At 31.5% G+C, this 13,154-nt stretch carries 13 protein-coding genes; 7 read left to right on the top strand and 6 right to left on the bottom strand.

The features are described from left to right. The first annotated feature begins 56 nt into the window (after positions 1-56). Positions 57-407, top strand: a complete 351-nt coding sequence (locus LI_RS00550; protein ID WP_011526183.1) for a DUF1844 domain-containing protein — start codon at positions 57-59, stop codon at positions 405-407. A 3-nt stretch (positions 408-410) separates the two neighbouring features. Then, positions 411-1,472 (top strand): N-acetyl-gamma-glutamyl-phosphate reductase, encoded by a 1,062-nt coding sequence (gene argC / locus LI_RS00545; protein ID WP_011526182.1) that lies wholly within the window; start codon positions 411-413, stop codon positions 1,470-1,472. A 3-nt stretch (positions 1,473-1,475) separates the two neighbouring features. Here the strand turns inward: argC and LI_RS00540 are convergent, their stop codons facing one another. Then, positions 1,476-1,973, bottom strand: coding sequence for a hypothetical protein (locus LI_RS00540; protein ID WP_011526181.1), 498 nt, complete (start codon positions 1,971-1,973; stop codon positions 1,476-1,478). 300 nt (positions 1,974-2,273) lie between these two features. On the opposite strand from LI_RS00540, the gene LI_RS00535 reads away from it, so the two are divergent. From LI_RS00535 to LI_RS00525, 3 genes are all read left to right on the top strand, one after another. Then, positions 2,274-3,209 carry a magnesium transporter CorA family protein gene (locus tag LI_RS00535; RefSeq protein ID WP_011526180.1) on the top strand — a complete coding sequence of 312 codons (936 nt, stop codon included), beginning with the start codon at positions 2,274-2,276 and terminating at the stop codon, positions 3,207-3,209. 852 nt (positions 3,210-4,061) lie between these two features. Then, complete coding sequence (locus LI_RS00530; RefSeq protein WP_011526179.1) at positions 4,062-4,463, top strand: hypothetical protein; 402 nt, start codon at positions 4,062-4,064, stop codon at positions 4,461-4,463. 69 nt (positions 4,464-4,532) lie between these two features. Continuing rightward, a complete protein-coding gene (locus LI_RS00525) occupies positions 4,533-5,813 on the top strand; it encodes a response regulator (RefSeq protein ID WP_011526178.1) in 1,281 nt (426 codons plus the stop codon). A 24-nt stretch (positions 5,814-5,837) separates the two neighbouring features. Here LI_RS00525 and LI_RS00520 read toward each other — a convergent pair whose 3' ends face one another. Together LI_RS00520 and LI_RS00515 are read right to left on the bottom strand one after the other, a co-directional pair. Then, complete coding sequence (locus LI_RS00520; RefSeq protein WP_041817060.1) at positions 5,838-7,055, bottom strand: bifunctional nucleoside/nucleotide kinase/histidine phosphatase family protein; 1,218 nt, start codon at positions 7,053-7,055, stop codon at positions 5,838-5,840. Between the two features lie 14 nt (positions 7,056-7,069). Further along, the gene (locus LI_RS00515) at positions 7,070-8,065 is read right to left on the bottom strand and encodes a phosphodiester glycosidase family protein (RefSeq protein ID WP_011526176.1); all 996 of its coding nucleotides are present in this window, start codon (positions 8,063-8,065) and stop codon (positions 7,070-7,072) included. Positions 8,066-8,597: 532 nt separating this feature from the next. Here LI_RS00515 and LI_RS00510 point away from each other — a divergent pair. Then, complete coding sequence (locus tag LI_RS00510; RefSeq protein ID WP_011526175.1) at positions 8,598-9,641, top strand: glycosyltransferase family 9 protein; 1,044 nt, start codon at positions 8,598-8,600, stop codon at positions 9,639-9,641. Between the two features lie 13 nt (positions 9,642-9,654). On the opposite strand, the gene eno is transcribed toward LI_RS00510, so the two are convergent. The 3 genes from eno to queF form a co-directional block, all read right to left on the bottom strand. Next, positions 9,655-10,956 (bottom strand): phosphopyruvate hydratase, encoded by a 1,302-nt coding sequence (eno, locus tag LI_RS00505; RefSeq protein ID WP_011526174.1) that lies wholly within the window; start codon positions 10,954-10,956, stop codon positions 9,655-9,657. A gap of 113 nt (positions 10,957-11,069) precedes the next feature. Next, positions 11,070-11,879 carry a type III pantothenate kinase gene (locus LI_RS00500; RefSeq protein WP_011526173.1) on the bottom strand — a complete coding sequence of 270 codons (810 nt, stop codon included), beginning with the start codon at positions 11,877-11,879 and terminating at the stop codon, positions 11,070-11,072. 19 nt (positions 11,880-11,898) lie between these two features. After that, a complete protein-coding gene (queF, locus tag LI_RS00495) occupies positions 11,899-12,408 on the bottom strand; it encodes a preQ(1) synthase (protein ID WP_011526172.1) in 510 nt (169 codons plus the stop codon). Positions 12,409-12,655: 247 nt separating this feature from the next. Between queF and dut the strand changes: the two genes are divergently transcribed. Then, positions 12,656-13,138 carry a dUTP diphosphatase gene (gene dut / locus LI_RS00490; protein WP_011526171.1) on the top strand — a complete coding sequence of 161 codons (483 nt, stop codon included), beginning with the start codon at positions 12,656-12,658 and terminating at the stop codon, positions 13,136-13,138. Positions 13,139-13,154: the final 16 nt, after the last annotated feature.

The following is a 13,154-nucleotide window of genomic DNA, read 5'->3' as shown; positions in this document are numbered from 1 at the left end:
ATAATAACTTATTGCCAATTGTATTATAGTTTAAAATTTATTTTTTGGAGATAATAATGTATAAACCTATTACAACTAAAGAAGACGAAGTACACTCTACAACTAAAAACATTAATGGCACAAAAAATACACAACCTTCTTTTACTACGACAAGTAATTTACTCCCTAAAGTTACATTCTCAACATTTATTTTATCACTAGCATCATCAGCCTTAGCACAACTTGGAGAAGTTCCTCATCCTGAATCTGGGGAAATTATCCAAGATTTACCCATGGCAAAACATACAATTGAAATTTTATCAATGTTACAAGAAAAAACAAAAGAATGTCTAGATAGTGATGAATCTAGACTTATTGAAGGCCTACTTTATGAACTACGTATGAAATATGTTATGAAAAAAAATTAGTGTATGGGAATACAAAAAATTCAAGCAGCAATTATAGGTGGAACCGGATATACAGGTATAGAACTTATTCGCTTACTATCATTACACCCAAATATCCAACCTATATTTATTATATCTAGAGAGCAATGTGGTAAAAAACTCTATGAAGTTCATCCATTTCTTTCAGGAATGCCTTATGCAGAAACTATTTTTTCCCCATTAGACCATAAAGCTATTGGTAAAACTTGTGATGTAGCTTTTCTTGCTGTACCGCATGGCACAGGAATGGAGATAGCACCACAATTATTAGAACAGGGTACTAAAGTTATAGATCTTTCGGCTGACTTTAGGCTTAATAATCCAATGACATATAGTCAATGGTATCACCTTGAACATAATGCATCTCACCTACTTTCTGAAGCTGTTTATGGTATTCCAGAACTTAATGAAGAATTCATAAAAAGAGCTAATATTGTTGCAAATCCTGGTTGTTACCCAACATCCATTATTTTAGGGTTGTATCCTGCTATTAAACATGGGTTAATCAAATTTGAAAATATAATCATTGATTCAAAATCTGGAACTTCTGGAGCAGGTCGTAATACCTCAACGTCTTCATTGCTTTTTTGTGAAATACAAAATTCATTTAAAGCCTATAATATTGGTATACATAGACATACACCAGAAATTGAACAAGAGCTTTCCTATATTGCAAAACAACCTATTACAGTCACATTTAGTCCTCACCTTTTACCTACTACACGAGGAATTCTTTCCACTATTTATACTCAATTAGCATTACCAATCTCACAGGATGAAGTGTACAGACTTTATACGAATACATGGAAAGATCAGCCATGGATACGAATAGTTCCTTCAAGTAAACTTCCTGAAACACGAAATGTATGTGGTACTATGTTTTGTGATATAGGGTTAGTAGTAGATATACGTACACAACGACTTATAATTATATCAGCTATAGATAACCTCTGTAGAGGTGCTTCAGGACAAGCTATAGCAAATGCAAATCTTATGTTTAACCTACCCATGACAACAGGACTTATATTCTGTCCTCTTCTGCCCTAACTACTAATTGGTAGAACATTTTAGAAGTTTTATCCCTTCACGAAATAATATTTCAGCTTTATCAGGCGGGAATAGTTCCTGTACAACACCTTCTCCAAACTTAGGATGATCTACAATATCTCCAAGAGCTAAATTTATAGTCATGGTATAAGGCTTACGTATTCCATAACTTGTATTTATAGCTTCTTGCCATTGCTGTTCTGTTAGTTCTCTATTCACTTTTTGAGACTTTGTCTTTTTAGAACTAGCTTTTGGTATAACATTAACAGATGTTGTTGTTTCTTTTTGTACTTTTTTAGATCCAGGACTAGATTCTTTTATCTTTTTTAGACTACTCTTTTGATTAACTGGAGGGTAATACTTATGTATACTTCCACAAGCCCTACACTCAACTTTAGTAATTTCATCATCAATCATTAAAATTACAATATGACCCGTTACATCATGACAACGTGTACATTTAGATTCAATATGATCTCCAAGAGCTATAGCATCAGCCATTGTTCCCTCACAGTTAGTAATATCATTTAGTAAAATAAGTTATAAATTAATATAAATTACTAAATCGTATTATAAACAATACAAAAAAAAATACTGATGCAAAATATAATAGTAAAATATTTATAAAAATATATTAATATACAATTGAAAAGATATATAATGTATCATATGAACTAAATACATTATATAATAAATTATAAATTATTACAATGTAGTTTACATTCTATTTATCCATTTTTTTATTAAAAAAAAAAATATGTTTAACTATCTATCTTTTAATATATACTAGAAAATACATATATGAAAAAAATTCGATATAGCTCAAAACATAGTATCCATAAAAAAATTCCTATTTATGAAAAAATACAATGGTATGATATAGCTGGTAGTAAAAATGACCTCATTACTTTTCTTGATAATCTTTCTATATCTCCTGAAATTTCTGAAATTGCTATTGAAAACCAACCGTTCCCAGAAGCTACAGTTTTTTCAACCTGTGCTATACTTAGACTTCCTATACGTAGCGAATGGTCTATACCTGACTGTGAGTATGTAACATTTCTTATTTTCCCAGATCGACTTGTTACTCTCCATCAAAGCCAAGTATCTCTTCTTGTACAACTTAGAATACAGTATCAAAAAAATACTATGGATGAAGATGTAAAATCTATACCAACTTTAATTTCTTATATTTTAGACAACCTTATAGATGCAAATATTCGCTGCTTTACCAGAGCTCGACTAACTACTGAAGAATTTGGGGAAAAAGTTGATTTAGCTACTGTTGTTATCAAAGAACAAGACGCTGTGAATGTACGTCGACAAGTTAGTCAACTTCTCAGTCAATTTGAAGATCAGTTTTATGCATTAACAAATTTAGAAACACAACATACAAAAAAAGCTTTTCTCAATGAACTTTATGATACACTAAAAGACAGCATTGAAGCACAAGGACATCTAGTAAGAAGTTTGACACACCTTGAAATGCGCCTGAGGGATATACAACAATTTTACCAGTATCTAATGGAAAGAAAGACAGAACAACGACTTCGACAACTTACTGTACTTTCTACTGTCTACATGCCATTAACGCTTATAACAAGTATTTATGGAATGAATTTTGAAAACATGCCAGGTATTGGATGGGAATATGGATATTTTGTTTTATTAGGCTTGATGGTCCTTATCTCTGGGATTCTTATTTACTTTTTCTATCGTAAAGGATGGTTTCAATAGTACTATAACTACTATAATTATTTAATTAACTTATTTTATTAATTATAATAAGTTAAGATTCTTATATTATAAGAACATATTATATAACTATTTTGATAAAAATTCATTCTACATTAGAGTAATAAAGTATATAACAATACATTAAGATACATTAACTCTAATAGGAAATATTAACCTATTGTAGTCTATATAAATAAAGTATATATATATATTAAACTCAAAGATATTACTAAATCTATAACAATCATACTAATTCATTATAATGTATTATTTTTTAATATATACTTATTTTATATCTCATTTTTATCTTATAACAATTATTCTTACAAGAATAGAAAAATGTAATAGTAATAAATGATAATTTTTACTAATAATTGAATCTAACTATAATATGAGTAGTATGATGTTTAATTTCTATAAATATTTAAAAATAGGTCTATCTGTATTATTTATTTGGTTAATACTATGATTTTTAGTACCATTATGGTTTACTTAACTAACATGCTATAAATATTAAATATCACAAAACTTACCACAGTTATTGTGTAAATATAATTTATTATCACTTCTAAATATATCACATATACCACATGCTACATTAGCATATTTACTCAACTAGGCAATACTTCTCCGCCATTTATTCCCAACTAAGATTTAGCCTTAATATATCGTAGGTTATCTATCTCTCCTTGAAAGCTCCTTTCATTTATATAGTAACTATTTTTAATTAATGATTATCCTAAAATATGTATTTTTCTTATTACTAATACTATCTATTCCCCTAATCTAAAGTTTTTTATTTATTACACGATAACAAAGTATGACTAAAAAAAAAAAAGGAGTGCATCTTGTATGATTAATTACTATAAATTTAAACAAGTTTATGAATATGCCATTAATGGCAAACATGAAGAAGCACTTAAATTACTTATAGAATTACAACAGGAATTTATTGAAATTCATGATGAAAATAATAAACTACGTCTTCATCTCCAAGACGTTCAAGATACATTATTCTTTTCTAAGAACCTTCACTTTGATAGAAATTCCTATTGGTTTCATCATACAGATGGCAAAAAAGGACCATTTTGTAAACATTGCTATGAATTAAGAGGAATACTTAGCTATATTGATAACCATAAAGAACTATGTTCAACATGTGGGGCTTCTGTAAAGAAAAATACTGATCCAACGTTGATAAAAAAAAATAATTGTAAAAAAATTATTCCATTCCCACAGAATGTGACTAACTAAAAATATTACTATCTTTTTATAAAAGATTTCTACTAGACAGTACTCATTCAGAATAGATATATTCTCTATATGAAAAATTTATTAAATCAACTTGAAGACAATATACATGTCTTTCTCTTAGCTCGTAATGAAGATGTAGCTGTGGTTGATCGTCGATCACTTCGATCTATTAATGTAAAAAGCATTCAATTTATGGAGCTAGGTATAAAAGCAGCATCAACCCTTGTCAGTAACTACCTAAATCAACTTAGTATGCCTGATCTTATCCTATGCCACGAACAATTAAAAGACATAACAGGAAAAGAGTTTGTTGAATTATTGCAATTACATCCTGTATTAAAAAAGATTCCTCTTATCATGACAATAACAAACATTTCTCAAGAACATGCAGAAAATATGTATTATTCCATATTAAAGCGTCCTTATTCATCTTCCGATTTACTTAAGTCCATTCAATTAGCTAAGGAAAAAACACAATCTATTCAACATACAGTTACCTCAAATACAATTGCTTTTGAAACAGCACTTGAATATTTTATCAAAACTCATCAAAGCACTAAAGAGTTATCTTCTGAAAACAGTTATACAGCTGGAATTAAAGCCATACGAGAAAAAAATTGGGATGAAGCTATTACTCAATTAAACTATATAGTAAAACATCAACCTGAACATGCAAATGCACTTCTAGCATTAGCAACAGCATGGAAAGGTAAAGGAAGTAAAAGGAAGTATAGAGATATATTAGACGAACTGTTACATATTTATGTAAAAAATCATCAATGGGAACATGCAAAAACCATTAATCAACGGTTAGTCCAAGTAAATGAAGGTACATCTAATCCTTTATATAGTGAAGCATGCGAATTCTTATCAAAAAAAAATATCTCAGATGCTGCACAAGCTCTCATTGCTGGACGTACACCTTTTCAAAATGAGTTACTCTACGAACAAGTTGCTCGTGGTTGTATAGCAAATCCTAATCCTCAAGAAATTGCAACAACCCTCCAAGAATACTTAAAATCTATTGGTGAAGCACCATTGGCAGAACTTCTTGGAAAACACCTCTTTCAACCTGTCAAAAAACGTATTCTATCACTGGAACATTCAGCAAAAAAAATTATTTCTTCTTCCAAGAATGAAGAACAATTTTCCTTTTTTTTAGATTCAGCTAATACTCAAGACAAAAAACAACATAAGACAAATACTCAACAAACAAAAAATATAAATGAGCCTGAAAATCTTAAAGATAGATTTAAAGCACCATCTTTTCTAAAATCTATGCCAAAACTGCAAGATGCTATTTCAATACTTAAATTTACATATCATATGTTTCGAGATTCAAAGAAATAACTCTTTTCTCTTATAAAAAAGCTTTTAAGCATATTGAATCATTTCAAAAAGCTTTTTCTGTTGTGTCACAGTAATATGGTAATATTGATTTTGAGGTATATATGTATATGGAACATCTTCTGGTCGATGGAATAAGAATAAAGACAATAAGGTTCTATTAATAGCCTGATGACCAATAATCATTAATGTTCCTTCACCTGCAAGAAATAAAGCACGCCTCAGTCCCTGTGCCACACGTTCTTTAAGCATGGCATAACTTTCTCCCTGAGGATATATATAACTATATTTATTAGTTGATCTAGCTTCGTACTCATGTGGCATATGTTTACGTATATCTAAATAACGCATACCTTCACAAATACCTGCATCGATTTCATCAAACTCAGTCAATTCCATACAAACAGTTTTATTATGGCTAGCAAGTAATAGTTCTGCTGTTTGAATAGACCTAATTTTTGTAGAAGTAAAAATATAAGGGATATCAATAGACATAAAATGATCAGCTAACTGCTTAGCTTGCTCTTGTCCTTTTTCTGTTAAAGGTGGATCACCACCAATTCTTCCTTCTAAATTATATTCTGTTTCACCATGCCTTACTAAAAATAAATCATGGACCCATCTTGAAACAACAATGTCTCTAATAGCTGCATAGTATGGTAAGTCATTACATGGAGATTCTGCTAAAATACGGTTATCAACAGCATCAACTCTCATCCAACAAGGTTCATTACTCAATGGTGTATATTCACTTTCATAATAAGCTAATCGTTTTTTGAACGACTCTAATGCTTCATCTTCTGAAAGTTCTGTAAATTCAGGTAATTTTGTTTTACGTTGAATAGATGCTGATAAAAGTAAAGGATCTTCATTTACACATTCAACAAACAGCAACGGTCTATCTTGTAATGTCATCATGATATTCATCCGTTGAACAAATGTACCATTTGTAGCATCAATAATAGCAACATCTCCACCTTGTTCTAACCAACCCCTTGCTCCAGCCATACTTTGATAAAGGATTTGATCTCGAAAGCGTTTTGTTCTTTTATTTTGAGGATTAAAAAATTCTGGGCAAGCACTTTCTCCTCCAAAAAGAGTACGACGTAACTCTCCATTATTAAAAATAGCTGTTTGAATACCCTGCTGTTCCAGTCCAGAGCATATACGTTTTGCTAACGTACTTTTTCCTCTTGCTGGCAACCCAACCATTATTACATACAGTTTACTTGTACAATTTCCCATAGGAGTCAATTAGACTATTTTAAAGATGGTATTGGACCTTTTCTCTTTTTTATGCCTATAACATTAGGAATAGGTACTGATGTATTATTGATAGACAAAATACTAACTGGATGTTTTCCCATCCATAATTGTTTAAAGTTAGAAGTATTTATAAGTAGTCCTGCTTGACTTCCTCCTTCAACATACATAACTATACGGATATCAATAGGTAATGAGAGTAAAAGGTTACCAAAATCTAAATCTGATATTGGATACTTTGTATGAATAAAAAATAAATAACCTTTCCCATCACGTGCAACTGCTGCTATAGAGTGAATAACTTTTTTTGTACTCCACAAACACTGACGATTAGCAGAAATAACTCTATAATTTTGGACAACTATCTTATATTGAGGGAGAAGTATCTCCCAGTTATCGCTTGTGCGATCAAGAAGATCTGCATTAGGGAGAGTAGAATTATAAGGTGATGCAACAAAAAAAGCTCCAAGACGCTTTCCAACATGTGCATTATTAATATGATCATGATTACGGAGGTATCCTGTACTTGTAACGCCATCAGGAAGATACATACTAGCATTAATTACTGCACTAAGCTCATATGTATTACTCCAATCCTGTAAAGAAAATGCTTTACCAGTCTGTGATGCCATGTGAAGTGAAAAGTCGTAATATTGAGGATTAATCTTTAACATTACAACTTCAAAAACATCTCCGGCCTTAGTCACGCCTGGAAACTTTCCTAACCATAAACCATGCTCCAATAGCTGCCATTTAGGAATATTATCTAGATCAAAATCCCATTGATAATAACCATTACCTCCTCCAGTATAACACTCATCTAATCTAGTTAGTTGTTCCTTTTTATACAACTTATTAGACACATTTTTTTCTTTTGAAGAACTAGAGCTATCTTTTGCGATTGTGAATGAAATGTACATAAAACTAATAAGTGTTACAAGAACTAAGAATAACGTAAATTTCTTTTGGATAGAGAATAAATTAGTAGCCATAATAAAAATGTTACTTCCCTATAAAATAGAAAGAAGTAAAATATACTAAAATTATATACATAATATGAGTTATTATAACATTACTTGAGGAAGAATCAATCATAGTCATAGCAAAGTTAATAGCATTAAATTTAGTTATCAAATTAGTCGTCTTTATCTAGCTTTTATAATAATAATAATAATAAGTTCAAAATTACAAAGTTAATAATAAAAACAATAAAGATATAGAATAACAATATGTAACTGTTGCTAGTTATAAAAAAAGTGAGTATCGTATATTTTCAGGATAATCTTTTATAAAAGCTAACTAGTAACAGTAAAAAATTCTTGATCTTATTAATGCGTTGCTACATTTTCAGCAATTATATTATCTCTTATGCTATAAGATTTCCTTAAAGAATAAAATTAGCTATAGCATTAATAATGAAAAATTATATATTGTTACAGTTAAATAGTATTGAATAATAAATATAATCTATTTTCTATCATATGTATAGAACAATATTAACACAAAGTTAATTAAATAATTTTTATGAACTCCCTTTCTAGTATCTCACCTAAAAAAATTCTTGTATGTCAGCTTCGACAACTTGGAGACGTTATTCTGGCAACACCATCGATTGAACTTTTAAAACGTCGATATCCTAATGCAGAACTCCATTTACTTACAGAAAAAAAATGTGTTCCCCTTTTAGAAAACAATCCATTTATAGATACTGTTTGGTCTTTGGATAAAAAAAAACTATGTTCTTTATTTAAAGAAGTGCAATGGTATTGGAAAGTCACTCAGACAAAATTTGATCTTGTTATAGATTTTCAACAACTACCACGATGTCGTTGGGTAGTAGCTCTTTCTAAAGCACCTATTCGAATTTCTTATACTCCACCATGGTACACAAAACTGCTTTACACGCATTCAATTAAACCACTTGATGGTTACTCAGCCATGAGTAAAGCAAGTATCCTTAGACTACTAGGTATTGAGTGGAATGGTGAACCTCCTCATATTTACCTTACTCAAGAAGAAAAAACTTTAGCAAAACAACGACTTACCACATTAGGATTAAAGTCAAAAAGTCATCTTATTACCATTGATCCAACACATAAAAAAAATACCCGTCGTTGGCCTATCACACATTATATTGAATTATTAAAGATGCTTGTAAACGCTAAGCTTAATTTATACTTTCTTCCTCTTTGGGGACCTGGAGAATATAAAGAGATCCAACAACTGATTAATACACCAGAACTCAATAACTATATTTTACTTCCTGATAACATGTTAACTCTTAGGGAAATGTCTGCTTGTATTAATGAAGCAATATTACATATTGGTAATTGCTCTGCTCCAAGACATATTGCTGTTGCTGTAGATACACCATCTTTCACTATACTTGGCTCTACAAGCTCTGCATGGACATATCCTTCAGACAATCATAGACATATCCAATCAAATCTTCACTGTCAGCCATGTAATAAAAATACATGTAATATCTCTACCAAATGCCTCAAGCTTGTTACACCACAAAAAGCTGCTCAAGCCATTTTACCTTTTATTCGACAATTATTAACGTAATATCTATATATTATTAGGTATGATCACAACAAGAATGATTACTTTCACTAAAAACAGGACCATAGTAAATAGCAGAATCTTCAAGCTCTTCTTCTATCCGTAGTAACTGATTATATTTAGCAAGACGATCACTACGGGACAATGAACCTGTTTTTATCTGACCAGCATTTATTCCAACTGCAAGATCAGCAATAAAACTATCCTCTGTTTCTCCTGAGCGATGAGAAACAATAGTTGTATATGCTGACTGTTTAGCAAGTTCAATAGTATCTAATGTTTCTGTTAACGTACCAATTTGGTTTACTTTGATAAGAATAGAATTACCAATACCTTCTTCAACTCCCTGACTCAGCATGATTGGATTAGTAACAAATATATCATCACCTACTAGTTGGATATCATTCCCCAATTCAACTGTTAATTCACGCCAACCATCCCAGTCATTCTCAGCAAGACCATCCTCGATAGATATTAAAGGATACCTAGATGTAAATCCTTTTAGCCACTCTATCATTTCCTCACTATTTAAAGGAGTCTTATATTCTGTAAGAAAATAACGTTTATCTTTATAAAACTCTGATGCAGCAACATCAATAGCCAACATAACTTCTGAACCAGGATTATATCCTGCTTCTTCAATAGCTTTAACTAAATATTGAAAAGCTTCATCATGGCTTTTAAGGTGAGGTGCAAACCCGCCTTCGTCTCCTACACTAGTAACATGTCCATCAGCGGATAATATAGTTTTTAATGTATGAAAAATTTCTGCACCCATTCTTAATGCATCACGAAATGTTTCTGCCCCTACAGGCATAATCATAAATTCTTGAATATCCAAATTATTTGGTGCATGTGCTCCACCATTAATAACATTCATTAATGGAACAGGCAGTACTTTAGCATTAGTTCCTCCAATATACTGATATAGTGGTAGACCAACAGCCTCTGCAGCTGCTCTAGCAGTAGCAAGAGAGACTCCAAGAATAGCATTTGCTCCAAGTTTGGATTTATTATCAGTACCATCAAGATCAATAAGAGTATTATCCACTTGAACTTGCCTTAATGCATCAATACCTATAACAGCCTCTGAGATAGGACCATTTACAGCTTCAACAACTTTCAAAACACCTTTTCCATTATATCGCTGCTTGTCTCCATCTCTCAACTCTAATGCTTCACGGGTTCCAGTAGATGCGCCAGATGGAACAGCTGCACGTCCAATATATCCAGAATCAAGAGTCACCTCTACTTCAACAGTAGGATTCCCACGAGAATCAAGGATTTCTCTAGCCCAAATTGATGCAATAGCAGTCATATATTCCTCCTAATAGCAACATGTCACTATATCATAATTAGCATTCTATGTACAAAAAAAATCTTCTTTCTGCAATAAGGAATACGAATACATCAATAATTTTTTAATTTTAATTATAAAGAATAACTTTTACTTAAGCAATCTATCCATAGTAAATGTAGTCCATCTAAAATAAGATCAGGGCAAACAGCATCAAAACAACAAACAACATTTGCCATATCTCTAGCAAACCCACCTGTAGCAACAAAAGTTACTGGTCCATCAAGAACATTAATAAGTTTTGAATAAATACCTTCTGTCATTGTAGCAAAGCCAAAAAGAAAACCATGTGTTAGACTAGTCTTTGTATTTTTACCAATTATAGGAACCTTAGATGCAGTATTTAATATAATAGAAGGTAACTTTGCAGTATTAGTATATAATGCCTGTAAGGAAGATTTAATACCTGGGCATATTAAGCCGCCAAGATAGGTATTATCTGTTACACAGTCAAATGTAGTCGCTGTTCCATAATCAACAGATACTACTGATTTAGAATCAGGAAATAAACGTCTTGCAGCATAGGCAGCAACTAATCGATCAGCACCTACCTCACACTGCTCTTCATAATGATTATCTAGTGGGATAATAAAATCCTGATTAATAATATGTGGTTTACATAACAAAAAACGTTCACAAGCATACTGTAACAACGTATCCATAGTTGGAACAACAGAACTCATCATACAACTAGAAATAGTAATATCTTTATTGATAACTTGCTCTGCATGATTAATACATTGAAGGAGTTGTATGCCTAATGTATCTCCGCTTAATGAATTGTTTGTTGAAAGTGTATATGAAATCAGAAGCCTATCAATAACACCAATACCAATTTTTACTGATGTGTTCCCTACATCAATGAAAAGACCATAGTTCTCCATTACTATACCCCAAAAAAACTTATTTCCAACTATGTGGTAAGTACTGCTGTTTCCAATTAAAAATAACTGTATGTAAGGCTTCCTGTTTCTCTTTTTCTTCAACCTCTTTTATATGTTCTGCAAACACATGCAAATGTGTTGCACCTCTAGGTTCAAATAAACCCTTCACTCTACACCATAATGGATCTAGAACAGTAACCATGTCTTCAAGAATTGTATTTGTGACTGTTTCCATAAACGTCTGATGGTTACGAAAAGCAATTAAATACAGTTTGAAACTCTTAGATTCAATGCAACGCTCATGAGGAATATACTCAACAACAATAGTTCCAAAATCTGGTTGCCCTGTGACAGGACATAAAGATGTGTATTCTGGAAATGCTATAGTAATAACATAAGGTCGATGTGGATATAAATTACCAAATGTTTCTAAGAGAGATGACGAAGGAGGTCCCTGATGTCCTATAGAGCCTTTACCAAGAATTTTTAAATGAGTAGTTTGATCGCCACTATGTGTTATTTCTGTCATTTAAATACCCCATGCTCATTAATATTCCGTTAATTCTTTACAGCACAATCAGCTTTTAAAGCTTGTCTACACAGAAAAAGGAAGATATAGTAGAAACATTCTGGACTCAAGATTTAATATACTTGCCATACAACAAACTTATATCCCTGCACTATCGTTAATGATTTTCATTAAGTTTATGCTATTTAGTCTGTTGTATATAGAGTTACACTAATTAATTATTTGATAGTTAATGAAAGGAATTGTTATGTCAGCTTTTTTGCATTCTGAAGTGTCTATTCGCTTTATGTACTTAAGAGACGCAAAAAAAATATATACAACTAGTGGAATTGCATACGAAACACCAGCCTCTGTTGGACTTGATTTACGTGCATGCATTGAAGAAACATCACTAACTATTTTACCAGGAGAAAGAGAAACAATACCATGTGGTATTGCTATTGAGCCTCTTGAAAAAAATATTGCTGGATTTGTTTATTCTCGTAGTGGTCTTGGTGCAATACATGGGCTTACTGTTGCCCAAGGTGTTGGTGTTATTGATCCTGACTATCGAGGCGAAATAATAGTTGTCCTTTTAAATACAGCTAAAAATCCTGTTCATGTTAACCGTGGTGATAGAATAGCCCAACTTGTATTCCAACCAGCTTTCCAAGTCAGCTTAGTTGAAACACAACAACTTGATAATACGTCTAGAGGAAGTTTTGGTTTTGGACATACAGGAAAAAACTAATAGCTCAAAAGGAAAG

Origin of the sequence: Lawsonia intracellularis PHE/MN1-00, assembly GCF_000055945.1 — a bacterium.
In the GTDB taxonomy this organism is placed as follows: Bacteria; Desulfobacterota; Desulfovibrionia; order Desulfovibrionales; family Desulfovibrionaceae; genus Bilophila; species Bilophila intracellularis.
Note: the sequence above shows the minus strand (reverse complement) of the source record. Positions and strands in the feature narration are given on the sequence as shown.

Excerpts from the sequence above, each read along its gene's own strand:
- LI_RS00550 (WP_011526183.1), top strand. The coding sequence starts at position 57 with ATGTATAAACCTATTACAACTAAAGAAGACGAAGTACACTCTACAACT.
- argC (WP_011526182.1), top strand. The coding sequence starts at position 411 with ATGGGAATACAAAAAATTCAAGCAGCAATTATAGGTGGAACCGGATAT.
- LI_RS00540 (WP_011526181.1), bottom strand. The coding sequence starts at position 1,973 with ATGGCTGATGCTATAGCTCTTGGAGATCATATTGAATCTAAATGTACA.
- LI_RS00535 (WP_011526180.1), top strand. The coding sequence starts at position 2,274 with ATGAAAAAAATTCGATATAGCTCAAAACATAGTATCCATAAAAAAATT.
- LI_RS00530 (WP_011526179.1), top strand. The coding sequence starts at position 4,062 with ATGATTAATTACTATAAATTTAAACAAGTTTATGAATATGCCATTAAT.
- LI_RS00525 (WP_011526178.1), top strand. The coding sequence starts at position 4,533 with ATGAAAAATTTATTAAATCAACTTGAAGACAATATACATGTCTTTCTC.
- LI_RS00520 (WP_041817060.1), bottom strand. The coding sequence starts at position 7,055 with ATGGGAAATTGTACAAGTAAACTGTATGTAATAATGGTTGGGTTGCCA.
- LI_RS00515 (WP_011526176.1), bottom strand. The coding sequence starts at position 8,065 with ATGGCTACTAATTTATTCTCTATCCAAAAGAAATTTACGTTATTCTTA.
- LI_RS00510 (WP_011526175.1), top strand. The coding sequence starts at position 8,598 with ATGAACTCCCTTTCTAGTATCTCACCTAAAAAAATTCTTGTATGTCAG.
- eno (WP_011526174.1), bottom strand. The coding sequence starts at position 10,956 with ATGACTGCTATTGCATCAATTTGGGCTAGAGAAATCCTTGATTCTCGT.
- LI_RS00500 (WP_011526173.1), bottom strand. The coding sequence starts at position 11,879 with ATGGAGAACTATGGTCTTTTCATTGATGTAGGGAACACATCAGTAAAA.
- queF (WP_011526172.1), bottom strand. The coding sequence starts at position 12,408 with ATGACAGAAATAACACATAGTGGCGATCAAACTACTCATTTAAAAATT.
- dut (WP_011526171.1), top strand. The coding sequence starts at position 12,656 with ATGTCAGCTTTTTTGCATTCTGAAGTGTCTATTCGCTTTATGTACTTA.